This window comes from Streptomyces yangpuensis, from assembly GCF_024666385.1.
GTDB lineage: Bacteria > Actinomycetota > Actinomycetes > Streptomycetales > Streptomycetaceae > Streptomyces > Streptomyces yangpuensis.
In genome coordinates, this window is record NZ_CP102514.1 from 24,510 (window position 1) to 49,539 (window position 25,030).

At 73.2% G+C, this 25,030-nt stretch carries 20 protein-coding genes; 12 read left to right on the plus strand and 8 right to left on the minus strand.

The features are described 5' to 3' along the window. Window positions 1–140: 140 nt before the first annotated feature. The 6 genes from NRK68_RS00115 to NRK68_RS00140 all read left to right on the plus strand — a co-directional run bounded on the left by NRK68_RS00115 (window position 141) and on the right by NRK68_RS00140 (window position 6,218). The gene (locus tag NRK68_RS00115) at window positions 141–1,442 is read left to right on the plus strand and encodes a PP2C family protein-serine/threonine phosphatase (protein ID WP_183069422.1); all 1,302 of its coding nucleotides are present in this window, start codon (window positions 141–143) and stop codon (window positions 1,440–1,442) included. Then, window positions 1,439–3,151 (plus strand): sensor histidine kinase, encoded by a 1,713-nt coding sequence (locus NRK68_RS00120; protein ID WP_308295993.1) that lies wholly within the window; start codon window positions 1,439–1,441, stop codon window positions 3,149–3,151. Before NRK68_RS00115 ends, NRK68_RS00120 begins: the two co-directional genes overlap by 4 nt. Further along, complete coding sequence (locus NRK68_RS00125; RefSeq protein WP_183069424.1) at window positions 3,148–3,606, plus strand: response regulator; 459 nt, start codon at window positions 3,148–3,150, stop codon at window positions 3,604–3,606. Before NRK68_RS00120 ends, NRK68_RS00125 begins: the two co-directional genes overlap by 4 nt. A gap of 85 nt (window positions 3,607–3,691) precedes the next feature. Then, window positions 3,692–4,054 (plus strand): STAS domain-containing protein, encoded by a 363-nt coding sequence (locus tag NRK68_RS00130; protein ID WP_257857724.1) that lies wholly within the window; start codon window positions 3,692–3,694, stop codon window positions 4,052–4,054. Between the two features lie 155 nt (window positions 4,055–4,209). Continuing rightward, on the plus strand, window positions 4,210–4,950 hold the full coding sequence (locus NRK68_RS00135; RefSeq protein WP_257854287.1) for a restriction endonuclease: 741 nt from the start codon (window positions 4,210–4,212) through the stop codon (window positions 4,948–4,950). Then, window positions 4,947–6,218, plus strand: coding sequence for a phospholipase D-like domain-containing protein (locus NRK68_RS00140; RefSeq protein WP_257854289.1), 1,272 nt, complete (start codon window positions 4,947–4,949; stop codon window positions 6,216–6,218). The genes NRK68_RS00135 and NRK68_RS00140 overlap by 4 nt, the downstream gene beginning before the upstream one ends. A gap of 332 nt (window positions 6,219–6,550) precedes the next feature. Here the strand turns inward: NRK68_RS00140 and NRK68_RS00145 are convergent, their stop codons facing one another. From NRK68_RS00145 to NRK68_RS00175, 7 genes are all read right to left on the minus strand, one after another. Beyond that, complete coding sequence (locus NRK68_RS00145; protein ID WP_257854291.1) at window positions 6,551–7,471, minus strand: ABC transporter permease; 921 nt, start codon at window positions 7,469–7,471, stop codon at window positions 6,551–6,553. Continuing rightward, complete coding sequence (locus tag NRK68_RS00150) at window positions 7,468–8,547, minus strand: ATP-binding cassette domain-containing protein (RefSeq protein ID WP_183069428.1); 1,080 nt, start codon at window positions 8,545–8,547, stop codon at window positions 7,468–7,470. The genes NRK68_RS00145 and NRK68_RS00150 overlap by 4 nt, the downstream gene beginning before the upstream one ends. Before the next feature lie 223 nt (window positions 8,548–8,770). Next, complete coding sequence (locus NRK68_RS00155) at window positions 8,771–8,926, minus strand: VenA family class IV lanthipeptide (RefSeq protein ID WP_167350579.1); 156 nt, start codon at window positions 8,924–8,926, stop codon at window positions 8,771–8,773. A 60-nt stretch (window positions 8,927–8,986) separates the two neighbouring features. After that, window positions 8,987–11,647, minus strand: a complete 2,661-nt coding sequence (gene lanL / locus NRK68_RS00160) for a class IV lanthionine synthetase LanL (protein ID WP_183069429.1) — start codon at window positions 11,645–11,647, stop codon at window positions 8,987–8,989. 750 nt (window positions 11,648–12,397) lie between these two features. Then, window positions 12,398–14,023 carry an alpha/beta hydrolase gene (locus NRK68_RS00165; RefSeq protein ID WP_183069430.1) on the minus strand — a complete coding sequence of 542 codons (1,626 nt, stop codon included), beginning with the start codon at window positions 14,021–14,023 and terminating at the stop codon, window positions 12,398–12,400. A gap of 392 nt (window positions 14,024–14,415) precedes the next feature. Continuing rightward, the gene (locus tag NRK68_RS00170) at window positions 14,416–15,528 is read right to left on the minus strand and encodes a mechanosensitive ion channel family protein (protein WP_183069431.1); all 1,113 of its coding nucleotides are present in this window, start codon (window positions 15,526–15,528) and stop codon (window positions 14,416–14,418) included. A gap of 194 nt (window positions 15,529–15,722) precedes the next feature. After that, window positions 15,723–17,000, minus strand: coding sequence for a PA0049 C-terminal domain-containing protein (locus NRK68_RS00175; RefSeq protein ID WP_183069432.1), 1,278 nt, complete (start codon window positions 16,998–17,000; stop codon window positions 15,723–15,725). 347 nt (window positions 17,001–17,347) lie between these two features. Between NRK68_RS00175 and NRK68_RS00180 the strand changes: the two genes are divergently transcribed. The 4 genes from NRK68_RS00180 to NRK68_RS00195 are packed head-to-tail and all read left to right on the plus strand — an operon-like array spanning window position 17,348 to window position 22,683. Next, a complete protein-coding gene (locus NRK68_RS00180; RefSeq protein WP_257854294.1) occupies window positions 17,348–18,517 on the plus strand; it encodes a leucine-rich repeat domain-containing protein in 1,170 nt (389 codons plus the stop codon). Then, complete coding sequence (locus NRK68_RS00185) at window positions 18,514–20,253, plus strand: ankyrin repeat domain-containing protein (RefSeq protein WP_257854295.1); 1,740 nt, start codon at window positions 18,514–18,516, stop codon at window positions 20,251–20,253. Before NRK68_RS00180 ends, NRK68_RS00185 begins: the two co-directional genes overlap by 4 nt. Beyond that, a complete protein-coding gene (locus NRK68_RS00190) occupies window positions 20,250–21,452 on the plus strand; it encodes an AAA family ATPase (RefSeq protein WP_257854296.1) in 1,203 nt (400 codons plus the stop codon). Before NRK68_RS00185 ends, NRK68_RS00190 begins: the two co-directional genes overlap by 4 nt. Before the next feature lie 16 nt (window positions 21,453–21,468). Continuing rightward, complete coding sequence (locus NRK68_RS00195; protein WP_257854297.1) at window positions 21,469–22,683, plus strand: vWA domain-containing protein; 1,215 nt, start codon at window positions 21,469–21,471, stop codon at window positions 22,681–22,683. Between the two features lie 103 nt (window positions 22,684–22,786). Here NRK68_RS00195 and NRK68_RS00200 read toward each other — a convergent pair whose 3' ends face one another. After that, window positions 22,787–23,518, minus strand: a complete 732-nt coding sequence (locus NRK68_RS00200; RefSeq protein ID WP_257854298.1) for an alpha/beta fold hydrolase — start codon at window positions 23,516–23,518, stop codon at window positions 22,787–22,789. A gap of 105 nt (window positions 23,519–23,623) precedes the next feature. On the opposite strand from NRK68_RS00200, the gene NRK68_RS00205 reads away from it, so the two are divergent. Both NRK68_RS00205 and NRK68_RS00210 read left to right on the plus strand, forming a co-directional pair. Then, window positions 23,624–24,079: a hypothetical protein gene (locus NRK68_RS00205; RefSeq protein ID WP_257854300.1), complete on the plus strand. Its 456-nt coding sequence runs from the start codon at window positions 23,624–23,626 to the stop codon at window positions 24,077–24,079. 178 nt (window positions 24,080–24,257) lie between these two features. Beyond that, on the plus strand, window positions 24,258–24,968 hold the full coding sequence (locus NRK68_RS00210; RefSeq protein WP_257854301.1) for a VanZ family protein: 711 nt from the start codon (window positions 24,258–24,260) through the stop codon (window positions 24,966–24,968). Window positions 24,969–25,030 lie beyond the last annotated feature (62 nt).

Sequence of the window (25,030 nt, forward strand, 5' to 3'; positions counted from 1 at the left end):
GGCCCGTCCCCGGCCGTGGCAGAATCATTGAGTTCGTAAAATATTGCCTGACGGCAAATGATCACTCTAGGCTTGTCCGACGCAACCCGGCGTCCGTCGGGCGTCCGCCGTCCGAGATGAGAAGGGGCAGACGCGACGCCATGGTGAGCATTTCCGGGCTCGGGGCCCAGCGCCCGGCCGCCCGTACGCCGCAGCAGCCGGTGGTCCGGCCCCGGCAGGCGTCCTCCGGGGAATCCGGAGAACCGGACGACTCGCTGGCCCTGTGGAACGGCGTACCGCCGTACGTCCTGCTCATCGAGGACGACGAGGGCGACGCCGTGCTCGTCGAGGAGCTCGTGGAGGACAGCGGGATCGAGGTCCGCCTCGGCCGGGCCCGCTCCCTCACCGGCGCGCTGCACCTGCTGGAGGCCGAGGCCCCCGAGTGCGTCCTGCTCGACCTGCACCTGCCGGACGCCCAGGGGCTGGAGGGGCTGGAGAAGGTCCTCGCCGTGTCCGCCGAGGCCGCGGTCGTCGTCCTGACGGGCCTGTCGGAGGAGCGGGCGGGGCTGAGCGCCGTCGCCGCCGGGGCCCAGGACTACCTGGTCAAGGGCCGCCTGGAGGCCGACGTCTTCATGCGGGCCATCCGTTACGCGATCCAGCGCAAGCGCACCGAGCTGGCGGCCGCCGCCCTCCAGGCGGGCCGGCTGCGCGCCGAGGAGAACGCGCGCCTCGAACGCGGCCTGCTGCCCACCCCGCTGCTGCTCGACGACGTGGCGGACCCCGTCACCGTCTGCGCCCGCTACCACCCCGGACGCGCCCAGACGCTGCTCGGCGGCGACTTCTACGACGTCGTCCAGACTCCCGACGGGTCCACGCACGCTGTCGTCGGCGACGTCTCGGGCCACGGCCCCAGCGAGGCGGCGCTCGGCGTGTGCCTGCGCGTCGCCTGGCGGTCCTTCGTGATGGCGGGCGCCCGTGGCGCCGAACTGGTCGGCCTCCTGGAGCGGATCCTGCTGGCGGAACGCTCCGGCCCGGAGATCTTCGCCACCCTCGTCTCCCTCACCCGCCCCGCGGGCGCCCACGCCGTATCGGTACAGCGCGCCGGCCACCCGGGTTTCCTGATCCGTTCCGCGGCCGGCGTGGAGCTGCGCACCGTCCCCGGAGGACCGGCACTGGGCATCGTGCCCGGCTGGGGCGCGGGCTGGCCCGTCACCGAGGTGGCCGTGGGGGCGGGCGACGCCGTGATGCTCTTCACGGACGGCCTGATCGAGGGGCGCGTCGGCCCCGGCTCCGACCGCCTCGACGAGGAGGGCCTCCTGGAGATCGCCCGCAAGCACGCCGACCTGCCCGCAGAGCCGTTCGTCGACACCCTGATCCAGACGGCCCAGGGCCTCGCCGCGGACTGGGGCGGCCTGGCCGACGATGTCGCCGTCCTCCACCTCGAATGGAACTCCCCCACGTGACCTCCTCCGTACAGCCTCCCCGGACATCCCGAGGACGGGCCGCGCAGCGCCGCGGGCCGAGCCTCCAGGGCTGGCTGACCACCGTGCTGGTCGTGCTCGCCCTGATGGTCGTCGGCACGGGCGCGCTCGGCGCCGCCCTCCTGTCCCACACCACCACGGCGGGGAACCGGCTCGTCGACCGGATCCTGCCCGCCCAGCGGGACGCCCTGCGGCTGGAGACGGCCCTGCTGGACCAGGAGACCGGGGTCCGCGGCTACCTGCTGGCCGACGAGCCCGCGCTGCTGGAGCCGTACGAGCGGGGGCTGGCCGACGAGAGCGCGGCCGCGCAGCGTCTGGCCGCCGTCCTCGACGGCGACGACGACGTGCGCGAGGACCTGGCAGCGGTCCAGGAGGCCGCCCGCGCCTGGCGCGAACAGTTCGCGGTGCCCGCCATCGACTCCGTGGCGAACGGCACCGCCGCACCCTCCCTGCAGGCCGGCAAGGAGCGCTTCGACGAGGTCCGCCGTCGCATCGCCGCCCAGCAGGCCCACCTGGACCGCATCCAGGCCGATGCCCGCACCACCTTCGGTGAAGCGCGCTCGCAGCGCGACCACATCCTGCTGGCGATCGTCGTGGCCTTCCTGCTGGCCGGCTCGGCCCTCGCCGCCCTGCTCCACGTGGGCGTGCTGCGGCCGCTCGCGCTGGTGCGGATCGCCTCCCGGCGCGTCGCGGACGGGGCGTTCGAGGAGGAAATCCCCCTGCGCGGCCCCTCCGACCTGCAGGACCTGGCCCGCGCGGTGGAGGCCATGCGGCACCGGACCGTGGCCGAGCTGAAGGCCTCACGGCGCAATGCCGAGCGGCTCGACCGCATCGCCGTCGAACTGGACGCGCAGGCTGTGGAGCTGCGCCGCTCCAACGCGGAGCTGGAACAGTTCGCGTACGTGGCCTCGCACGACCTCCAGGAGCCGCTGCGCAAGGTGGCCTCCTTCTGCCAGCTGCTGGAGAAGCGCTACGGGGACCGGCTGGACGAGCGCGGGGTGCAGTACATCGGCTTCGCCGTCGACGGCGCCAAGCGGATGCAGGTGCTCATCAACGACCTGCTGACCTTCTCCCGGGTGGGCCGCGTACAGGACGCGCGCGAGACCGTCGCGATGAACGGCCCTCTGGACCGGGCGCTGCGCAATCTGGGCACCGCGGTGGAGGAGAGCGGCGCGGAGATCGCGCGGCCCGAGCGGCTCCCGGACGTGGTGGGCGACCCGACGCTCCTGACGATGCTGTGGCAGAACCTGGTGGGCAACGCCGTCAAGTTCCGCTCGCCCGACCGTGCTCCGCGCGTCGAGGTGGCCCTGGTGGACGGTCCCGGCGCGGAGCCGGGCTTCCACACGTTCACCGTCACGGACAACGGCATCGGCGTGCCGGCCGAGTTCGCCGAGAAGGTCTTCGTCATCTTCCAGCGGCTGCACGGCCGGGAGAGCTATGGCGGCACCGGCATAGGACTCTCGCTCTGCAAGAAGATCGTCGAACACGCGGGCGGGCGCATCCGGATCGACACCGATTACAGCGACGGGACCCGGATCGTCTTCACCCTGCCGGTCGCCGGCACCGATGCCGATGCCGACGCCGATACCGAAGCCGCCGCCGGCACCGATGCCGACACCGATGCCGCGGCGCCCGTCCCCGTACTCGCACCTGCCCCTGCACTCGAACCCACCGAAGGAACCGTCCGATGAGCACCCCCGCAGACCGGCCCCAGGCCACCCCCGCCGAAGTCCTGCTGGTCGAGGACGACGCGGGCGACGAGCTGATGACCCGGGAGGCCTTCGAGGACAACAAGATCGGGAACGTGCTGCACGTCGTGCGGGACGGCCTGGAGGCCCTGGACTTCCTGTACCGCCGCGGCGCGCACGTCGACGCCCCCCGCCCCGACCTGATCCTGCTCGACCTGAACCTGCCCAAGTACGACGGACGGCAGGTCCTCGAACAGATCAAGACGGACCCGGACCTGAGCCACATCCCCGTGGTCGTGCTCACCACCTCGGCCGCCGAGGAGGACATCCTGCGCAGCTACAAGCTGCACGCCAACGCCTATGTGACCAAGCCGGTGGACCTCGACCAGTTCATCCGGGCGATCCAGCAGATCGACGACTTCTTCGTCACCGTGGTCAAGTTGCCCCGTACGCGGTGAGGGCGGTGGCCGGCCCGTGACGGGACGGCCGGAAGGTGGTTTCGGCAATGCGAACGGAAATGTGGGGAAGGCAGACGTGAACAGCATGGACACGCAGAACGCCGAGGCGCGCAGCCACGTCGAGACCCGGTCCGACGGGGACGTGCGCATCGTGGTGATGGCGGGCGAGTTCGACATGGACAACGTGGCCGATCTGCGGACGGCCATGGATCCCGCGGCGCCCGGTGTCGCCCGGTTCGTGCTGGACGTGGCCGGGGTGACCTTCGTCGACTCCACCGCGCTCAGTGTCCTGCTGCAACCGGCGCTGGACAGGCCGGTGGTCCTGGCGGGGACCGTCCCCAGACGGCTGGCCCGGCTGCTGGAACTCACCGGTGCCGAACTGGCCTTCGCCACCGCCCCCAGCGTGGCGGAGGGCACGGTCATGATCGTCCCGCCTCGCCAGGGCTGACCCGGGGCACCGCGACCGGAACCCGTCCCCCACCGGTTTGAGAACCGCAATCCCGGCCATACGGGCGTCGAACAGGCTTCGGCGTCAGCCGCGGCCCGCGCTCCGATCCCGGGCGCGGCCGGGGCCGGTGTGCCGGGGCGGGAGGGGGAACGCTGATGACCACACCTGAGGAGGACGCGCCCGCGTCCGTACGCGGCTCAGGGTCCCTGGGACGCGACGCGGTGCTCGCGCTCGGGCTGCTCGGCATCGCCGTCGCAGGCGTGGCGGCCTTCGTGAAGGCCGCTCCGGGCAGCGGGGGCGGGCTCCCGCTCGCTCCGGTCGCCATCCTGATCGTGCTGGTGGCCGGTTCGCTCATGGCACGGTGGAGCCTGGCTCCCGGCCGGCGCCGGGTCCGTCCCGTACGGCCCTCAAGGCGCGCGGAGCCGCCGGCGGACCTGCCGGACGTCGGGGGTGAGGCCCTCGACCACGCCGCGGTCGACGCCGACGGTTTTGAACACACGGTGGCCGCCCTGTGCGCACGGGACGGCTGCACCTCGGTGGAGGTGGTGGGCGGCGCGGGCGACCTCGGCGCGGACGTCCTCGCGACAACGGCGGACGGGCGCCGGGTGGTGCTCCAGTGCAAGCACTACGCCGAGGACAACCGGGTCGGCTCGCAGGACCTCCAGCGCTTCGGCGGAACCTGCTTCGCGGTCCATGAAGCCGACGTCGCCGTCATCGTGACGACCAGTTCCTTCACCGCGCCGGCCGCCGAGTACGCCGACGCCTGCGGGATCGTCCGCGTGGACGGCGAAGCTCTGGCGGCCTGGACCGACCTCCGGGCGCCTGCCCCGTGGGAGTCCGGCGCCGGCGACCCCGCACCGTCCCCGTCCGCCCCCGCCCGAGGAGCCTCGTCATGACGACCACCGACACCGACGCCACCCCCGCCGAGGGGACCGAGCCTCTCGGCACGGGAACCGATCCGCAGCGCGCGGCCGGCACCGACGACCGGGCCGCGCTCACCGCCGGCGCGGACGAGCGCATTCGGCGTATCCGCCGGCGACTGGAGCGCCTGATCGGCATCGCCGCGACGGAGGGGAACTCCGTACGTCCGCTGCGCAACGGCGACGAGATCTTCACCGCGATGCTGGACGCCGTCTCCTCCGCCCGGCACACCGTCGACATGATGACCTTCGTCTACTGGAAGGGCGACATCGCCCGCCGGTTCGCCGAGGCCCTCGCCGAACGGGCGCGCCACGGCGTACGCGTACGGCTGCTGCTGGACGGCTTCGGCAGCCGTCTGATCGAGCAGGACCTGCTGGACAGGATGAGCACGGCCGGGGTGGACGTGGCGTGGTTCCGCAGACCCGTCTTCCTCTCCCCGCTCAAGCAGAACCACCGCTGTCACCGCAAGGTCCTCGTGGTCGACGAACGGACCGCCTTCACGGGCGGCGTCGGCATCGCGGAGGAGTGGTGCGGGGACGCCCGCAACCCGAACGAGTGGCGGGACACGCACGCCGAGGTCCGCGGGCCGGCGGTCGACGGGATCGCGGCGGCGTTCGCCCAGAACTGGGCGGAGTGCCATCCCGAACTCTTCGACGACCGCGACCGTTTCGTGGATCACGAGCCGGCCGGCTCCGCTGTCGTCCAGGTGGTGCGCGGCTCGGCCGCCTTCGGGTGGCAGGACATGCAGACGCTGATGAGGGTCGTCCTGGAATCGGCGGAGGAGCGCGTACGCCTGGCGACCGCGTACTTCGCCCCCGACGACTACTTCGTCGAGCTCTTGTCCGCCACCGCCCGCCGGGGCGTCGGCGTCGAGATCCTGCTGCCCGGCCCGCACACCGACAAGCGGGTGTGCCAACTGGCGGGCCAGCACCACTACGAGGCCCTGACCGCCGCGGGCGTGCGCATCCACCAGTACCGGCCCACGATGATGCACGCCAAGATCATGACGATGGACGGGGTGGTCTCCCTCATCGGCTCGTCGAATTTCAACCGGCGCTCCCTCGACCACGACGAGGAGGTCATGCTCGCCGTCATGGACCCGGCCGTCACCCGCACCCTCGACGAGCACTACGACCAGGACCTCCGGGCCAGCACCCGCATCGCCCCGGAGCGCTGGCGCCGCCGCTCCGTCCTCCAACGCGCCCGAGAACTCTCGACGCGCCCACTCCGCCGCTTCCTGTGACCGCCGGCGCGCTGCTTCCGAATCGCCGGGGATTCGGGTCACTTACCCTCCTCGCGCCATGCGAACAAGGGGGGACGGGATGAATTCGGGTCGAACGCGTGCGGGAATGTCGCTCATTCTCGGACATGCGTGAGACATCTTCACGACACCGCGCGGAGACTGTCCTTCCGTAGCGGCATGGACTCGGCGCGCGGGGAGATGCAGAAAGTATCGGCTAACACAATACCGCTCCGAGGGGGACGGATATTCGATGTCGGCCGTTCTCCGGAACGCATTTCCGGGAGTAGGGGGCTGTGCGGTCCGGACGGTGACAGTCTGTTACGGGGGCCGTCTCAGTCGGGGCGCTTGAAGCGGTGAGCCGCCCAGAGGAGTGCCAGGGCTCCGGTCGCCAGGAAGGCCGCGGCTTCGAGGGCCAGCGGGGGGCGGCTGCCGAACCACTCGATGCCCGCCGCGGTGGCCCGGTCCGGCAGCCGGAGCGTGATGGAGCGGCGGAGCAGGTCCACCCCGTACGCGATCGGATTCACGGCGGCCAGGGAGCGGGCCCAGCCCGGCAGGCTGTCGAGCGGGAAGAACCCGCCGGACAGGAACAGCAGGGGCATCATCACGACGCCGAGCAACATGTGGAAGACCTCGGCGCGTTGGAGACTCACGGCCAGGGCCAGGGACAGGGCGGTGATGGTGAACGAGGCCAGGATCATGCCGGCCATGAGCAGCGCCAGGAGCAGCGGATCGTAGGGCAGGCCCACGGCTCCGGCCATGGCGAGGAGTACCGCGCCCTGCACCGCGGCGACGGTCGTGCCTCCGGCGCAGCTGCCCAGGAGCAGGGTGGTGCGGCTGACCGGGGCCATGAGGAGCTCGCGCAGGTAGCCGCTCTGCCGGTCGGTGATCAGGCGGATGCCGACCATGATGGCCGGCGTCTGGACCGTCATCATCAGCATGCCGGGGAAGAGGTAGGTCTGATAGCCGACGCCGAGCGTCGAGGTGGGGATCAGAGCGGCCAGCCCGCCGCCGAGGATGAGGAGGTACAGAACCGGCTGGAGCAGCATGAGGGCGGTATGCGTGGGCTGGGCGGACAGGCGCAGCAGGTCGCGGTGGACCAGGGCGTGGACCGCGCGCAGTTCACGCCGCAGCCGGGTCGGCTCGCGGCCGGGGGTGTCAGGGGTCGCGGCGGGGTCCGGGGTCGCGGGGGGCGCGGAAGTGCCCGCTTCCCGGTGCTCGGGGGTTCGCACGGGGGCGGGTTCGGGTGCGGTCATGCGTCCTTCCCGGTTTCCGGCTGCGGGGGCCGTGCCGTGGTGATGCTGCGGCCGGTGTGGTGGAAGAAGACGTCGTCGAGGGTGGGCGGGGTCGCGGACGCGGCCCGTACGGGGATCCCGTGGGCCTCCAGCGCCGCGCACAGGCGGGGGATCCAGGCGCTTCCGTCGGGTACGCGCAGGCAGAGGCCGTCGGCGTCCAGGGTGAGGGCGGTGCCCGGCGGAGCGGTCTCGTGGACGACCTGTCGGGCCGTCGTGTCGTCGCCGGTGCGCAGCACCACCCGGTCGTCGCCGATCGCGGCCCTCAGGGCGAAGGGTGTGCCCTGCGCGACCAGCCGGCCTGCGTCGATGATGGCGAGGCGGTCGCAGTTCTCCGCCTCCTCCAGGTAGTGGGTGGTGACGAAGAGCGTGGTGCCGTGCCGTTCGCGCAGGGTGCGCAGGTGGTCCCAGACCTGGGCGCGGGCGTGCGGGTCGAGTCCGGTGGTCGGCTCGTCCAGGAAGAGGATGCGGGGCTCGTGCAGCAGGCCGCGGGCGATCTCCAGGCGTCGGCGCATGCCGCCCGACAGGGTGCGGACCGGGGAGCGCCGGCGGTCGGTGAGTGCGACCGCCTCCAGCGTCTCGCCGACGCGGCGGCGGGCGTGGCGGCGGCCCATGCCGTAGAGGCGGGTGTGGATGTACAGGTTCTGTTCGGCCGTCAGGTCCGGGTCCAGGGCGCTGTGCTGGAAGAGCATGCCCACGTTTCGGCGCACGCGGTCGGGCCGGGCGACGACGTCGGTGCCGGCCACGACGGCTCGTCCCGCGGTGGGGCGGGCCAGGGCGCACAGCATGGCGATGGTGGTGGACTTGCCGGCGCCGTTCGGGCCGAGGAAGGCGAAGGTCTCGCCCTGGCTGACGTCCAGGTCCAGGCCGCGGACGGCGTGGACGGCGGTGCCGTCCGGGCCCGGGTAGCTCTTGACGAGGTCGCGGGTGCTGATGGCGTACGCCGGTTCGGGCGCGGACCGGTTGCTGTCCGGGTCCTCGGGTGTGGCGGTCAGGAGGAGGGCCCGAGCGGGGGCGTCGTCACCGGCGTGCGGCTTCATGGTCGGTCCTCGTCTGCGGGGTTTCTTCTGCGGACTCGGTGTGTACGTACGGGTGTTCGCCGGGTATGGGTCGGGTGGTGCTCCGGCCGGTGGCTGCTGCGGGGCAGCCACCGGCCGGAGGTTGTCGGGCCCTGCTCGTGTCGGCTCCGGCCCGGTTCCGCAGGGGGAACATCCGGTGTTCCCCCTGCGGTGTCCGGTGCCCGATGGGGGCCCGTGGTAGGGGTCAGGCGCAGCTGATGCCCACACAGACGGTGTTGAGCAGCGTCAGCAGGCCGACGCACTCACAGGTCGCGGCGAACGGGGCTCCGTCGACGCCGACCGGGTCGGTCTCCGGAAGGGCGTGCAGGTGAGCCAGCAGTTCGAGGTCGCGGTTCTCCATGACTTTCTCCTTCTCTGTGACGTGGCAGCAGGGTCCCTGCCGCTCAAACCGGCTGCCGGATCAGATCATCCAGCGCCGGGGTCCTGTGTGGCGGATGCGCAGGAGGAAGGCCAGGATTCCTGCGGATCCGTCGCTCCAGCTCGTCGATACGTCCCCGTACTCGTTGGGGAAGACGACGTGGCGGGATCGGTGGGCCCGTTCGGCGACGACGAGTCGGGCCAGGTGTTCGGCCATGGTGCGGTACGACGGTTCCCCCGTGGCGTCGGCCATGTCGAGGAGGAAGTCGCCGTTGCCGGCGAGTCCGTGGCATTGGGTGAGGGCCGCGCGGGAGGCGCGTTCGACGACGGCGTGCGCCGCGCGGTGGGCGAGGTCGCCGTAGCGGTCGTCCCCGGTGGCCTGCCAGAGCCGTACGAGGAAGGTGCCGATGCCGGCCGAGCCGTGGCACCAGTACGGGGCTGTGGGCGGGTCCGTCGCCTGCGCCGGCCACTGGGCGGCCTCGCCGACGAGCACGGCATGGGCCACCAGGTGTTCGCCCGCCGCGACCGCCAGCTCGGTGTACTCGGGCCGGTCCGCGACGGTCGCGGCGGCGAGGAGGAAGCAGCCGATGCCCGCTGTTCCGTGCGCGAAGCCCAGGTAGCGTTTGCCCGCCTCCTCGGAGACTGCCTCCGCGGGAACCGGCCAGCTCACCCCGGACGGCTCGCGCCGCGCGGCCGAGGCCAGCCGGTCGGCGGCGTCGACGACCAGCTCGGCCAGGCGCGGGTCCTTGGTGCGGTGCCACAGGTGGGCGGCGGCGAGTCCGCCGCCCGCGGAGCCATGGGTGATGTCATGGCTGGGCGTCGGCACCTGTGGCGCGAGGGCGAGGGCCAGGGCGTGGTCCATGAGGGCGCCGTCGCCGAGGGCGTGTCCGGCGTCGTACAGCGCCCAGGCGGTGCCGCGGCCGCCGAAGTGCAGGCCGGAACGTACGGATTCCAGGTCGGTGCGGGCCGCTGTCCAGTGGCCCGCGGTGGCCATCGCCTCCGGCAGGCGCGGGTCACCGGTGGCCTCGAAGTACTGGGTCAGGACGGCCAGTACGCCGGCCGCACCCTGCTGGACGGTGCACGGGTCGGTCTCCCCCGCCATGGTGGAGACGGGCCAGAGCCGCTTGTCGTCGTGCGGGGTCATCGCGTCGACGAGGTGCTCCACGATGCCCGCCACGGCGGTCTGCGTCCCGTCGTCGTCCGAGCCGGTGCGGCGGCCGGTGGCGCCGCGGTGGGGCGGGAGCTCCCGTTCCGTGCGGCGCAGCGCCTCGCCGGCCCTGGCGGGGTCCCACCTCTCGGCGGGGTCGTCCCTCATCAGCCCGAGGATGGTCCCGCGCAGTGCGTCCGGGAGGTCGAGCGTCGCGTCGCAGGCGGCCAGCCATGCGGCGAGCCGCTCCTCCGGGGGCCTGGTGGCGGGCTCCTCCGGCAGCAGGTTGGGGACCTTCCCGGCGAGGACGAAGCACACGGTGGCGCCGAGGCTGTAGTAGTCGGCGGTCGGCGAGACCGGTGCGTCCTGCAGGCGCTCGGGGGCGCTGAAGCCGGGGGTTCCGACCGTCGTCGGGAGGGCGGTGTCGTCGCCCATGACGGCGAGTTCCAGGTCTATGAGGCGCAGTTCGCCGTCCGGCCGGACCATGATGTTGCCGGGGGTGAAGTCCCGCAGGACGCAGCCGTGGGCGTGGGCCGCGGCGACGAGGTCGACCAGGCGGGCCGCCTGGGCCAGGGCGTCGATACGGTACCGCGCGCTCCCGGCGTCGCGGAAGTGCTCCGCGACCCAGTTGCGCAGGGGCACGCCGGGTATCTCCTCCTGGGCCAGGAACAGGTGTCCGGCATGTTCGAACATCGCGAGGGCCTCCGGTGCCAGGCCCGTGCCGGCCAGCTGCTCCAGGGTCCTCGCCTCGGCGCGCAGCCAGTCCCGTACGTCGGATCCGGACGCGTCGGCCTCCACGTGCGGCCGGGCCTCCTTGATGACCACGGGTGCGCCCGTGGTGACGTCCGTACCGCGGTAGACACCGCCCTTGTTGGTGTGGCGGATGGCCTCGCGGACCGAGAAGCGGCCGCCGAGCAGTACCGGCCCGCCCGCCTCCTTCCCCTGGCGGGGCGGTGCGGGGACCGAGGCGGGGAAAGGGCTGACGGCCCAGGAGGGCGGGGAGTACTGGCCGGTGCGCTTGTCCTCGACGGGGTTGCCGTCGGGGTCCTCGATGAACCACACCAGCAGACCGTCGTCCGAGAGCCGCCGGCGGCCGACGAAGGCCCCGTAGCGGTAGTGCACCAGACTGTTCACGGCGTAGGTCTGGTCCGACAGGATCCGGGGACCGGCCAGCCCCGCCGTGGCCTTGTGCAGCTCCAGGGCGATGCGGGCCGCGTCGGTGTCCGAGCGGGGGTAGACGGTGATGAACTTGCCGGAGCTCCCCCGCGGTGTGGCACGGGAGTTGAGCGCTCCCACCTTCTCCAGGGACCGGGCGAACTTGAACGCCGAGTCCTCCTGCAGCAGCACGTCCAAGGATCTGGCGAGGACGGCGGGCGCGGAGGCGGACGTCGCCGACACGTGCAGCTTCCATCCCTGATCGCGTTGCGTGGCGGTCAGGGGGGTGAGGCGGCACCACATCTCGTCCGCGTCGGTGGTCCAGCGCGGGCCCGTACCGGAGGCGTCCAGCGCCCGGCGGAGCAGCTCTTCGAGGTCGACTTCGGTTGCGTGGCTCGTCATGCCTGTCCCTCTCAACGGCGAGGACCGCTGGTTGGAATATGCCTTCGGTAACGAAGAACGTATCGGCCGTGCCGGACGGACGTCACTGGGTGCGACGAAGCGCACGGTGTCATTGCGTCACCGGATGGTGTCAACCGGCGCAGAAAAGAAGCGCACAGGAGCGCGCGGGGTTAGATGTCTTTGTGCGCCTGCCGGTGGGCGCGCCTGGAGGGGCCGGGTCCCGCGAATTCCCAGGCTCCCGAATCAGGATCAGAATCAGAATGAGAAGTGCAGGAATTTCCGCCGGTTTCTCCACCGACCGGCGGCCGTATTTCTTGCGGTCGCCGCGAACACTATCGGTGGGCTGCTGCCGTGCTACAGCTTTCCCGTTGTCCGTCCTGCCGTAAAGGGCCTTATTCCGCCGCGCCGCCGACCAGCGCAAGAATGCGACCCTGCGGCCCGCCCGGGGCGCGGCCACCCGCGCGACCAGCAGCGTCCAGGAGGTTGAGCGGTCAACAACTCCGGTACGGTCGCCGGGCATTGACCGAAAACAACGGCGGGGGTGCGCCTCGGCCTCAAGGGATTCATGCCTGATGAGGTCACCGATACGACAGTGGTTCACGGTGCCCGGTTTATGGCCCGGGGGTCAGAATGGGCACCGGGAGTTCCAGGACCGGGTGCGTAGCAGGGGACGCGTGCCGACGCCGGTACGACGGTGGGTATGGGGTGGCTGGGCGGTGCCTGACGGGCGGGCGCCGCGTTCCCCGCCCGTCAGGAGAAGGGGGTACGGTCCGCGCGGCAGACCGTACCGGGGGGCGGGAGGGTGCCGTCGACGAAGTAGCGGCTCTCGTACGCGCTGATGCACCTGCTGCCGTTGTTGAACAGCGCGGTGTGCCCGTACCCGTCGTTGGTGAGCAGACGGGCGTCGGCCAGCTCGGCGGCCATGGCCTGGGCGCCGGTGTAGGGGGTGGAGGGGTCGTACCGGGTTCCGATCACCAGGACGGGGCGGGCCGTGGGGGTGTTCCACGGGCCGTCGTACCCGGCGGCGGCCCGCGCCGGCCAGGTGGCGCACGGCTCCGCCGCCCACGTCCAGAAGCGTCCCGCGTCGCCCGCCCGGCGGGCGCTGTCCTCCTCCAGGCGCTGGTACGCGGCGGGGTCGCGCGGGTTGGGGCTGTCGGCGCACCACACGGCGGCCGCCTGCTCGTCCCCCAGGTACGGGTTCGGCTCGGCGACCGGGGGTGGCGGCGGGTACACCGGGGGCTCGGGGGCCCGGCCCTGCGACAGCTCCTGGAGCCGGCTCGCGAGAGCGGTCCAGCCGGGGTCGACGATGTAGAGGGAGTTCACCGTGTCGGCGACCGTCCTGGCGTACGTCCACGAGCCGATCGGGCGCTCCCGCAACTGCTGCATCAGCCGGTCGAACTTCTCGCGGGTGGCCTCGGGACTGCCCGCCGAGAAGGCGCAGCGGGCCGTCGGCGCCGATCCGCACAGCGTGAGGAACCGGTCCAGGGTGGCCGCGGCGGTGCGGTCCGAGCCCATGCGCAGGAGGGTCGTGGTGCGGGGATCGTCCTGTGCGGGGTCACCGGTCCAGGCCCGGGGGGCGATGTTGCTGTCGAGGACCATGGCGCGGACGTTGCCGGGGAAGAGGTTGGCGTAGGTGGCGCCGAGGATCGTGCCGTAGGAGACGCCGAGGTAGTTCAGCCGGCGCTCGCCGACCGAGCGGCGGAGCAGGTCGAGGTCCCGGGCGGTGTCGGCGGTCGACACGTGGCGCAGCAGGTCGGGGTCGCGCTTCTCGCAGCGTCGGCCGAGGTCGTCGTAGGCATCGGTCCAGGCCTTGCGCTGCTGGGCGCCGACCGGGAAGCCGGCGGGTGGGCGGGCCGCCCAGGCCCTGGCCTCGTCGGTGGTGTCGAAGCAGTTCACGGCCGTGCTGCTGCCGATCCCGCGCGGGTCCCAGCTGACGATGTCGAACCGTTCCCGCAGTTCCTCGGGGAAGGCATCGTAGTTCTGCGGAACCTGTACGGTCCCGGGGCCTCCGGGACCGCCGGGGTTCACGAACAGGGTGCCGATGCGCCGGGCGGGGTCGGTGGCCTGGCGGCGTACGACGGCCAGGTCGATGGTGCGGCCGGCGGGGGCGGCGTGGTCGAGCGGCACCTTCGCCGTGGCGCAGTCCCACGGGCTGCCGGGTCTGCACGGACTCCAGTCCAGCCGCGGTACGGCCACCGAGGGTGACGGCGAGGGGGGTACGGGTGCCGTGGGCGCGGCCGGCCGGGGCGTCGGCGCGTCGGGCGGGCTGCCTGCCGCGGCGGGGCCGGGCCCGGTGAGCAGTGCCGAGCAGGCCAGCGCCGCGGTCAGGACCGCGGCACGGCGCCGACGGCTGGTGGTGGGACCTGGTGCGGACATGCTCCGCCCTCCTCGGTCACGGCGAGGGCTCGGTCCGGCGGTCGATGCCGCCGCATCGCTGCACACGCCCCTGTCACCACGAAACCGCGATCGGGCGGCCCGCGCGAGCCGGGACGGGGCCCGGTGGGGCCGGGTCCCGGTGGGGGGCTGATCACCGCGACTGAGCCGACGGTGCGGACGAGGGCCAGGAGGGCCTCGGCGAGGACGGCCGACGGCTCCCCGTCGTCGCGGACCCCTTGGGCAGGCGTTCCGCGAGGCCGCGGGCCGGCGGCATGCGCTCGCCTGCCTCCAGGAGGCGCAGTACCTCGTGGAGGGAGGTGTCGGTGAGGCGCGGAGGCCGTTGCCCTGACATGCCGGCGCGTGGAGGTTCCGCGAAGACCGGGGGCGGTGTCTCAGCGGTCGCTGTCCGTGAGGATCGACGGTGACGTCGTGCGCTGGTGGGGGACGGGCGCGGAGGAGGCGGGCGAGGCCGGGAGTTCGTCCCGCTGGAGGGCGATCGTGTGGGTCGGGGCCGGGATCGAGATGCCCTCGGCGCGGAAGCGGCGGTGCAGGCGTTTGATGAACTCGTGTTTGATCCGGTACTGGTCGCTGAACTCGCCGACGCCCAGGATGACGGTGAAGTTGATGCGGGAGTCCGCGAACGTGTGGAAGCGGACGGCGCCTTCGTGGTCGGGGACCGCGCCGTTGATGTCGGCCATCACTCCGTCGACGACCTCCAGGGTCACCCGCTCGACGTGCTCAAGGTCGCTCTCGTAGCCCACTCCCACCTGGACGAGGATCGAGAACTGCGCTTCCGGCTGGGTGAAGTTGGTCATGTTCGTGCGGGCGAGACGCGCGTTGGGGATGATGACCAGGTTGTTGGAGAGGTTGCGCACCACGGTGTTGCGCCAGTTGATGTCGACGACGTATCCCTCCTCGCCGCTGGTGAGCCGGATGTAGTCACCGGGCTGCACGGTCTTGGAGGCGAGGATGTGCACCCCGGCGAAGAGGTTGGCGAGGGTGTCCTGGAGTGCCAGGGCCACCGCCAGGCCGCCCACTCCCAGGGCGGTGACCAGGGGCGCGATGGACACGCCGAGGGTCTCCAGGGCGACGAGGACGCCCATCACGAGGACCACGATGCGCGTGATGTTGACGAAGATGGACGCCGAGGCGGCCACACCGGTGCGCGTTCCCGCCATCGACTGGACGAGGCCGGCGACGACCCGCGCCGTGCTGAGCGTGGCGATGAGGATGAGCAGCGCGGTCAGGGACTGGTTCACGAAGCCCGAGATGCGCGCCGTGAGCGGCAGGGTGCCGGCGGCCACCGCGGCGCCCGCGATGAGGGCGGCGCCCGGGGCGATCGTGCGCAGTGCGTCGACGATGATGTCGTCGCCCCGCCAGCGGGTGCGCTCGGCGTGCCGGGCCAGCCACCGCAGGAGTGTGCGCAGCAGCAGCCCGGCCGCGGCGCCCGCCGCCAGGGCGATACCGGCGACGAGCCAGTCGTGCAGGACGAGGTCCCGGTTCAACGGACCCCCTCCCCTGCGCGGCGCCGGCCCGTGGGGGTGGTGGCGGGTGCCGCCGGCCGTCGTATGAGGTGTGTCGTCACCTTGTCACCTGTCAGTTCGTCGTGCTGTAGGGCGCGTTCGGGCGTGTGCACGCATCCGGAACAGGCTGCCATCCTGCCCCATGGCGGGGTGACGCACCGCAGGCGGGGCGGTGACTACCGTCGTACGGCGGCGTGTTGGAGGACGGCGCGGATCTCTGCCGTGATGGCGCTCTCGTTGCGTTCGAACTCGGGGCCGGTCAGGAGCTGGGGATCGGCCGGCAGTCCGGTGAGCACCGGGGTGTGGAGGTGGCCGCCGGGCAGGTGCGGGGCGAGTTCGGCGCGCAGCCGGTTGGAGCGGTAGGCGACCTCGTTGGACAGGTAGCCGCCTCCGCCGCCGGCCACGGCGCGTGAGCCGGGCGTCGGGCCGTCGGCCCGGTCGACGGGAGCCGTGCCGCCCGCCGGGATCTCGGTCACCTTGCGGTTGAGGAGGACCGGGTACGGGGTCTGTACGGCGGCGGTGACCGCGTCGGCGGGCAGCGTGGTGCGGATGAACTCCGGGCCCGGGCCGAGGCCGGGGGCCGTGACCGGGCGTTCCCGGGTGCCGCCGGAGAGGGCGTCGGCGTTGTCGGGGTACGGGTCGGCGGACCGCGCCCGCCCCGCCCAGTCCTCCAGGGTGAAGATGCCGGGGTAGCCCTGGCTGACGGTGGTGATGATGTCGGCCGCGGCGGGTCCGGCGGCCAGGTGCGGGGCGAAGGCCCGCTCGACCATGCCGGCGTCGAAGTCGGCGTACCGCACGGGCAGGACCACGGCGCGGATCTCGGCCTGACTGCCGTCGGCGAGCGTGACACGCCGTCCGTTGAGCTGGAGGGCGGCCGAGCCGGACGGGTTGGCGCGGCGGATTTCCGCGTCGAGCCCGAAGGGGTCGAAGCCGCTGATGAAGATCCTCCGTACGCCGGGCGCCGTCCGGAAGGCGTTGTCGGTGAGGCCTCGGGAAGCGTCCTCGAAGCGGGATCGGAGCGTCGCCCGGTCCACGGTGAACTGCGGCTGCCAGCGGGCGAGTGCGGCGGTCATGCCGAGTCGCGCCCAGTACAGCGGCCGGTCGTCCCCGGGGGCGAGGTCGCCGCCGGGGCGCTGCCCCTGGGCCCGGCGGACGGAGGCCTGCCAGAGGGCATGGCCCCAGGATGCGAGGAGCCGTTCGGCCTCGGCGCGGCTGCGTGTGGTGCAGAGGGCGGCGGGGAATTTCCGGACGAAGTCCGCGAAACCGGCCCGCTCGACGAGGGCGGTGGTACGGGGGTCCGCGAGCCGCGACTGTTCGGCGTCGAGCGGTACGGACGCCGGGGGGCGGCAGGCGGACGGGCCGTCGGCGGTGGCGTGCGCGGGCGAGGCGACCGCCACGGGAAGGACGGTGGCGAGGAGGGCTGCGGCCGATGCCGCACGACGTAAGAACATCATGCAATGTGACATTACATAGCGGCCGTGACCCCCACCAGGCACACCGGCCACAGCCGCCATGACTGGCTCAACTCCACCACCGACGCGTCCGGTTAGACCTTCTCCCCCTCTCCACCGGCCCTCACACCCGCCCACCCAAACTGGTGATCGATTTTCAGCCACCGTATGGGTATGATCGCCGACAGCAAGGCCGTAGCGCAGAGGTCGTCGCGCCCAAGCATCAAGCTGGAGGACGTCGGTTCGAATCCGACCGGTCTTGCGTCTTCTTGAGCAATATCTGAGCAGTATTCGTCTCTTCAAGTCGTGATGGACGCCGGGCACCGGCGAAGGAAACCGGTGGAGTGGTGATGACACAGCCGACACCCGTACGGTGCCCCGCGATCGAGCACCCCGATCTGCCACCGGCCGACCCGGCGGGCCTCGACCCGCTGCTCGCCCGGCTCGCCGCGGACCGCCCCGTCGAGACCGACGAGACCTTCCCGCTCGGCACCCTGCGCACCGACGGCCGCGTCGACCTGTGCAAGCAGGGCCTCGGACCGGCCGGCGCCGCACGGCTGCTGCCGGCCGCCGCAGCCTCCCCGCACGCCACCCACCTGCTCCTCGGCACCAACGCCATCGGCGACACGGGCGCCCGCACCCTGGCCGACGCCCTCGCCGCCAACGGCCGCACCACCGGCGGCCACACCACCGGGGGCCACGGGCTGCGCACCCTCTACCTCGGCTGCAACCGGATCGGCCCCGACGGCCTCGGCTCACTCGCCGGAGCGCTCGCCGACGACACCACCGTCCGCGCCCTCTGGCTCAAGCGCAATCCGCTCTTCGCCGACGGCGCCCGCACCCTGGCCGCGCTGCTGCGCCGCAACACCGCCCTGCGCACCCTCGACCTCGTCAACACCGGGATCGGCGCCGACGGCATACGCCTCCTGCTCGACGCCCTGCTGGAGCGCGAACAGCCCCTGGAACGGCTCTTCCTCGGCGGCAACGGCCTCGGCCCCACCGCCGCCCCCTTGCTGGCCGCCCTGATCCGCGATGCCGGCGTCCGCGAGCTGTACGCCCCCGCCAACCACCTCGGCGACGAGGGCACCGCGATCCTCGCCGCCGCCGCGGCCGACGCCGCGCACCCGGTCCGCCTCGGGCTCGGCGGCAACGGCATCGGCGCCGCCGGAGCCCACGCCCTTGCCGCCTCCCTCGGCGGCATCGAGGCCCTCGACCTCGGCCGGACCCTGTCCGAGCGCAGCCTCGGGGCCCCCGGCAACCACCCCGGCGACGAAGGGGCGTACGCCCTGGCCGCCGCCCTCCCCGGCAGCCCCCTGCGGCGGCTGGAACTGCGCCACACCGGTCTGACCGGGCGCGGCGCCAAGGGCCTGCTCGCCGCCGTGCACGACGACAGCCCGTTGGAGTACGTCGGTCTGGGGCCCGGACTCCCCCGCCGGGTGAAGCGCTCCTTCAGCGAACGGCTCCGCCCCGCCCGGGCCGCCCACCCCGACGTGCGGGCCATCGGCAGCGTGTACCGATGAGCCCTGCGAACGCGGAACCGGCCGGCGGCTTCCGGGCGGAGGACGGCCCGGCCTGGCAGCGGATCCGCCGCTACGCCGTACCCGGCTGGATGATCGAGCAGGCCACCGCGCACCGGCTGGCCGGCGACTGGCGGGCGGCCTGCGCGGCCGCCGCCGTGGACGTCGATTTCGAACTGCCCGACATCGAGGCCCGCTACGGAGCGACCGTGGCCGCGGCCGTGGCGGAGGACCTGCGGCACTTCGCCCCGGACCTGCTGCGCTGGCATCTGCCCCGGTTCCTGGGCGGCCGCACCACCATCGCCCCCGACCTGCGGATCGTCCTCGCCGCCTACGACGGGCCCGGCGGGCCGGCCCTGTCGGTCACCACACCCGTCATGACCGAGGCCTCGCAGCGGCTGCGCCTGCACTGCGCGCCCGTCGTCATCAAGCGGAACAAGTACACGGGACGTGGCTTCGTCCCGGAGAACTGGACCGCGATCCGGCCGTTCTGGGACGCCCGCCATACCGGCGAACTCGGCACGCGCTTCGCCGGACCGGACCCGGACGGCCTCGCCGAGCGGATCGCCGGGCTGCGGGCCGCCGGGGACACGGTCGGCGCGTACGCGGCCGCGGGCATCACCTGCGACCTGACCGTTCCTCCCGCCCGGCCGTACCAGCGCCCGGCAGACCCGGAGGCGCTCCTCGCGCAGCTGCCCGTCGACCTCACGCGGATCGCGCCGGAGGTGACCCGGCTCGTGGCGGCCGGAGCGGGCGACCGGTACCGGCTGAGGGCCGACTGGCCCTACTCGGCCGTCCTGGAGCACACCGGTCCGGACGGTCTCCTGATCCGCGTCGTCCCGCAGGCCGAGGCGGCTCCCCTCCCGGCCCTGCCCCGGTACGCCTGGCAGCGCCTCCCCGACCTCGAACTGGTACGAACGGGCCGGATCTCCCCGCGCGAGCTGCACCCCCTGGTGGCCTCCGCCCTGTTCCCCGACGCGGGCCCGGTCGTCGGGCCGCCCGGCCCCGACACGGCCGGCCACCCGGTACGGGTGCGCTGTCGCGGCGGATGGCACGAGGTGCGCTCGCGCGGCGGCGTACTCGACATACCGCACTCCCCCGAGGAACAGCAACGCGAGCGCGCCATGCGGGCGTTCGGCGGCGCCGTCTCGGGTTGTTTCGCCGTGCAGCAGATCTGGACCACGGGCGAGGGACGGCTGCCGCGCGGCCTGCGGGCCCAGCGGCACGAGCTCTTCCTGCGCGCCCAGCACGGCGACACCCCCGGTGTGGTGGCACTGCTGGACGCGGGCGTGGACCCGCGGATCCGGGACGGCCGCCACCGCGGGCTGCTGCACACGCTCCACCTCCTCGACCACGAGGTGCTCCTGCCCCGGCTGTTGGCGGCCGGACTGGACCTGGAGGCGCGGGACAGGGCGTACCGCACCCCGCTGCTGTCCGCGGTGCACTGGGGCGGTTCGGTCGAGCTGGTCAAGGCCCTGCTGGCAGCGGGCTCCCGGATCGACGTCCTGGACGAGATGGACCTGTCGGTGTCCCAGGAGATCCGCCGCTACAAGCGGACCGACCTCGCCTTCCTCCGGGACCGCGTCGAGGAGGAGTTCCCCGGCAACGGCGCCGACTGGTTCGACGAGCACAGCGAGGACTGGGAGGACGACGACGAGGACGAGGACGAGATCGCCGACGAAGCGGACGACGACGCGGACGCCGAGGACGAGGACGAGGCAGAGGACGAGGACGCATGAGTGCCGCCCGGCCGCCGCAGCCCGCCCGGGCCCTGGCCGCCGCCGACGCCCTCGGCGCCCGGCTGGGCGCCACCCGTACCGAACCCGCCACCAACCCTCAGCTTGAGGCACTGGCACTGGCGGTGACGGCCAATCAGCCCGTGCTGCTGTGGGGTGAGCCGGGCATCGGCAAGTCCGCCGGCATGGAGCAGCTCGCGACCGCGCTCGGCGTACCGCTGGAGACCGTCATCGCCAGCGTCCACGAGCCCTCCGACTTCGCGGGGCTCCCCATCGTCGGCGACGACCCGGCCACCACCGGTGTCCCCATGGCCCCGCCGGACTGGGCGGTGCGCCTCGCCCGTACCGGCCACGGGCTGCTGTTCTTCGACGAGTTGTCCTCCGCCCCGCCCGCCGTACAGGCGGCCCTGCTGCGGGTGGTCCTGGAGCGGCGAGTCGGCAGCCTGCAACTTCCGTCGGCGGTACGGATCGTCGCCGCGGCGAATCCACCCGCCAGCGCCGCCGACGGCTGGCACCTCAGCCCGCCGCTCGCCAACCGCTTCGTCCACCTCGACTGGACGCACAGCCCGCGCACCGTGGCCCGCGGCATGGCCGGCACCTGGCCCGAGGTGGCGATCCCCACCGTCGATCCCGCCAAGGCGTCCGGGGCGGTCGCCCGTGCCCGCGGCGCCGTCTCCGGTTTCCTCACCGCCCGGCCGGGCCTGGTCCACCACATGCCGGCCGAGGCCGCCGGACGCGGCCATGGCTGGCCCTCCCCCCGTACCTGGGAGATGGCCCTGCGGCTGCTGGCCACCGGCTACGCGGCGTCGACGGGCCGCGAGGCCCTGGCGGCCGCGCTCACCGGCGCCGTCGGTGAAGCGGCCGGGATCGAGCTGCTGTCCTACCTCGAACACCTCGACCTGCCCGACCCGGACCGGGTGCTGGCCGACCCGGACGCCTTCGCCCTGCCCGAGCGCGGCGACCGACAGCTGGCCTTCCTGATCGCCGTGGTCGCGGCCGTGCAGAGCGAGCTCACCCGTCCCCGGTGGGAGGCGGGCTGGGCGGTCCTCGCCAAGGCCGTGGACGCGGGCGTGCCCGACGTCGCCGCCCGGGCCGCCGCCGACCTCGCGGCGATGCGTGACCTCGACTGGCCGGTGCCCGCCGGCATCGACGCCTTCCTGGAACTGCTCCAGCTGTCCGGCTCGCTGCCGGGCGGCGGCTGATTCCGGTCCGGCCACCGTGCGCCCGGATCAGCATCCGAAGCCGGCTCCGGACCTGGACCGGTCGAAGCTGCTGGCGGCCCGTTACAAGGCGGCCGAGGCCCGTCCGTACCTCGCCTCCGCGCTGTACGCCCTGACCGTGGTCCCCTCGGCCCGCGTGGGCACCATGGGCGTCGACCGGCACTGGCGGTGCTACGTCTCCCCCGCCTTCGTCGAGGCGACCCCGGTCGTCGAGTTGGCCGGAGTGTGGATCCACGAGGTGGCGCACCTGCTGCGCGATCACCACGGCCGGGCCGAGCGGCTGCCCGCCGCCGACCAGCGCGATCACGTACGGGTCAACATCGCCCAGGACTGCGAGATCAACGACGACCTGCTCGCCGACGGGCTCGCGCTGCCCGAGGGCCGGATGGAGCCCCGGCTCTACGGGCTGCCCACCGGCGGCCTGTTCGAGGCGTATCTGCCGGGTATCCCCCCGACCCCGCAGGGGCCGGACTGCGGTTCCGGCGCGCACGGCACCCCGATGCCCTGGGAGCTGGGCGAGGACGGCGGCCCCGCCCGGGTCGGCCCGGTGGAGGCGGAGGCGCTGCGGCGGCAGACCGCCCAGGCCGTACGGGCACACCGGCGCACGCGGGGCCAGGTCCCCGAGGGCTGGGCCCGCTGGGCCGAGGAGCTGCTGGAACCCACGGTCGACTGGCGCCAGGCCCTGGCCGGAGCGGTCCGCGAGGCCGCCGCCTGGGCCGCCGGCGCCGTGGACTACACCTACCGTCGCCCCTCGCGCCGCACACCGGCGCTCGGCGGCAGGGTGGTGCTGCCCAGTCTGCGCAGGCCGCTGCCGCGGGTGGCGATTGTCGTCGACACCTCGGGTTCGATGGGTCCGGACGATCTCGCCGCGGCGCTCGCCGAAGTCACCGGCGTCCTGCGGGAGGTGGGCGTCGGCGGCAACCGGGTGGCGGTGCTGGCCTGCGACGCCGACGTGCATGCCGTGACGCGGGTCCGCAGTGCGGGTGAGGTGACGCTGGCGGGCGGTGGCGGTACGGACATGCGGGTCGGCATCAGCGCCGCGCTGGCCCTGCCGGACCGCCCGAACATCGTGGTCGTGCTGACGGACGGGTACACGCCGTGGCCGGACGAGACGCCTTCCTGCCGCCTGATCGCCGCGCTGGTCGGGGAGGCTCCGCCCGCGCCCCCGTCCTGGGTGGAGACCGTACGCGTACGCGACATCGGCCCGGCGTAGCCTTCGGCCGGCCGGTTCCCGCTCCGGCACGCGGCCAGCCGCGACCTGCCACGGCCTGCTCGACCTGCCACGACCTGCCTCGACCAGCGACGATCAGGCGCGATCAGCCGTGTGCGGGCAGGTGCAGGGCGAAGCGGCGGACGGCCCCGGTGAACGCCTCCGGATCGTCGAAGTTCGCCAAGTGCCCTGCCCGAGGAATCAGTTCGATGCGGGCGTCCGGGTGCGCGCGGGCGAACTCGCGCTCACCGGACCGGAAGACGGTGTCCTTCTCGCCGTTGAGGATGAGCACCGGAGCCGCCACGTGCCGCATCGCATCCGCGTCGAAACGGCCGAGCACCTCTGCCCAGGCGGTCGGCAGGGTGTGGAAGGCGTATCCGGCGCGGATGGTCGCATCCACCACCTCGGGAGGGTGGAGCCGGCGCAGCAGGCGGTCGTTCCACCGGGTCAGCCGGTCCGCCGGGATACGCGGTACGAGACCGGCGACCCACCGGTACGGCTTCGCCCACGCGCCCTTCGTCGAGGCACTGGCCCCCGCGAGGACCAGGCCCCGCAGCAGTTCGGGGCGACGGCGGGCGAACTCCAACGCCGCGTAACCGCCGAGGGAGTGCCCGACGACCAGGGCGGGGCCGCGATCGAGCTGCTCGGTGGCGGCCGCGATGATCTCCGTCGCCGCGTCGAGGCTCCAGGGCTCGGCGGCGCGGGCGCCGTGGCCCGGCAGGTCCACCGCGGCCACCGGGAAGTCGCCTTCCAGGACTCTGAGTTGGGGGCTCCATTGCCCCGCGCTGAACCGCGTCCCGTGAACGAGGACGATGGGCGGTACGTCCGTGGCGGTCATGGGTCCCCCCGATCCGATCTCTGCCCGGACGGCCGACCCTACCGGCGCGGTGTTTGACGGCACCGGGAGGGGCCGCGTCCCGGCGGGTAGGGCATCATCGGGATCATGACGGATCACCCCCACCTGCCGACCACCGAGTCGGCCGTCACCGCGGTACGGGCCGTCGCCGCCGCGCACCGACGGGCCATGACCGTGGCCGAGGACATCGGCGCCGACCGGACGTCGCGGCGGACTTCCGCGCCGCTGTTCTCCGTCACCGATCCCGACGGGTCCCTGCCCCACGAGGCGTACGTGGAGCTGGACGGCAGCCCGGCCATCAGCGTCCGGCTCTTCCCCGAGGGCGACGCGCAGATCACGGTGGACGGCGTGGAGTTCCACGACGTCCCCCGCGACCACGTCCCGCCGTTCCTGACGTCCGTCTACGGCGGACTGGCTTTCGTGAAGGGCCGGTTCTTCCCGCCGGGCTACAAGCTCTGCGTCCCCCTTCCCGGCGACGAGACCTACCAGGAGCACATCCCGGGCGTCTCCCTGACGCCCTGGCTGTCCGGACGGGTCCGCTGACGAACCGCCTCCGGACGGGCCGCTGAGTCGGCGGGGGACGCCCGCGCGGTCCAGCAGCTCGCGCGGCCGTGCGGCCGTGCGGCCGTACCGGGCCCCTCGCTGATTCATCACGGGTGTATCGCGGGTGTATCGAAAAGCTCATACGCCACCGCAACGGCGCCGCGTGTCCCATGGGGGCATGAACCGTGACGCATCCCTGTCCGCACCGCCCCGGCCGCCGCGCCGCACGGGCGCGATCGTGCTCGTCGGCCTGGCGGTCCTGTGCGTGGCGGGCGCCGCGTTCGTCCTGCGGCGGCCGCTGATGATGTCCGTTCCGGCGTGCATGGCCGGGCGGTGGCACGGCTGCTTCGACACCTTCAACGGTGTGGTGCTCATGACGTTGGTCTCGCTGCCGTTGGCGGTGCTGGTGGCGTGGGTCCTGGCGCGCCGACGGCGCGCCGCCGGTGTCCCGTCGGCGTGGCGGATGTCGCTGGCCGAGGTGGGCATGGTGCACGGGACGCTGCCGTGGGTCTGGATGATCCTGATGCCGGGCGCCGGGGCCGGTGTCGTTCCGGGCCGGGTGAGCCTGGTGCCGCTCCGGGACCTGATCACGATGGGGCCGCTCGGGATCGTGGGCAACCTGCTGGTCTTCGCGTCGCTGGGGTTCTTCGCCCCCGTGCGGTTCGCGGCGCTGGCGTCCGTACCGCGGATCCTGGCGCTCGGAACGGGCTGCTCGGTCCTGGTGGAAACCGCGCAGTACGTACTGTGGCTGGACCGGGTGTCCTCCGTCGACGACGTCCTGGTCAACGCGTCCGGTGCCGTGCTGGCCGCGCTGGCGTCGCGCCGCTGGTGGCGCACGGCGGAGCGGACGCCGTCGGACCCGCCCCGCCCGGCACCCGTACCGGCATGAGGGCGGCCTCCCCGGTGCGCACCGGACGGGGCACAGGACGGGGCACGCGGCGGGGCGCAGGT

Excerpts from the sequence above, each read along its gene's own strand:
- NRK68_RS00115 (WP_183069422.1), top strand. The coding sequence starts at position 141 with ATGGTGAGCATTTCCGGGCTCGGGGCCCAGCGCCCGGCCGCCCGTACG.
- NRK68_RS00125 (WP_183069424.1), top strand. The coding sequence starts at position 3,148 with ATGAGCACCCCCGCAGACCGGCCCCAGGCCACCCCCGCCGAAGTCCTG.
- NRK68_RS00130 (WP_257857724.1), top strand. The coding sequence starts at position 3,692 with ATGGACACGCAGAACGCCGAGGCGCGCAGCCACGTCGAGACCCGGTCC.
- NRK68_RS00135 (WP_257854287.1), top strand. The coding sequence starts at position 4,210 with ATGACCACACCTGAGGAGGACGCGCCCGCGTCCGTACGCGGCTCAGGG.
- NRK68_RS00140 (WP_257854289.1), top strand. The coding sequence starts at position 4,947 with ATGACGACCACCGACACCGACGCCACCCCCGCCGAGGGGACCGAGCCT.
- NRK68_RS00145 (WP_257854291.1), bottom strand. The coding sequence starts at position 7,471 with ATGACCGCACCCGAACCCGCCCCCGTGCGAACCCCCGAGCACCGGGAA.
- NRK68_RS00150 (WP_183069428.1), bottom strand. The coding sequence starts at position 8,547 with ATGAAGCCGCACGCCGGTGACGACGCCCCCGCTCGGGCCCTCCTCCTG.
- NRK68_RS00155 (WP_167350579.1), bottom strand. The coding sequence starts at position 8,926 with ATGGAGAACCGCGACCTCGAACTGCTGGCTCACCTGCACGCCCTTCCG.
- lanL (WP_183069429.1), bottom strand. The coding sequence starts at position 11,647 with ATGACGAGCCACGCAACCGAAGTCGACCTCGAAGAGCTGCTCCGCCGG.
- NRK68_RS00165 (WP_183069430.1), bottom strand. The coding sequence starts at position 14,023 with ATGTCCGCACCAGGTCCCACCACCAGCCGTCGGCGCCGTGCCGCGGTC.
- NRK68_RS00175 (WP_183069432.1), bottom strand. The coding sequence starts at position 17,000 with ATGATGTTCTTACGTCGTGCGGCATCGGCCGCAGCCCTCCTCGCCACC.
- NRK68_RS00180 (WP_257854294.1), top strand. The coding sequence starts at position 17,348 with ATGACACAGCCGACACCCGTACGGTGCCCCGCGATCGAGCACCCCGAT.
- NRK68_RS00185 (WP_257854295.1), top strand. The coding sequence starts at position 18,514 with ATGAGCCCTGCGAACGCGGAACCGGCCGGCGGCTTCCGGGCGGAGGAC.
- NRK68_RS00190 (WP_257854296.1), top strand. The coding sequence starts at position 20,250 with ATGAGTGCCGCCCGGCCGCCGCAGCCCGCCCGGGCCCTGGCCGCCGCC.
- NRK68_RS00200 (WP_257854298.1), bottom strand. The coding sequence starts at position 23,518 with ATGACCGCCACGGACGTACCGCCCATCGTCCTCGTTCACGGGACGCGG.
- NRK68_RS00205 (WP_257854300.1), top strand. The coding sequence starts at position 23,624 with ATGACGGATCACCCCCACCTGCCGACCACCGAGTCGGCCGTCACCGCG.
- NRK68_RS00210 (WP_257854301.1), top strand. The coding sequence starts at position 24,258 with ATGAACCGTGACGCATCCCTGTCCGCACCGCCCCGGCCGCCGCGCCGC.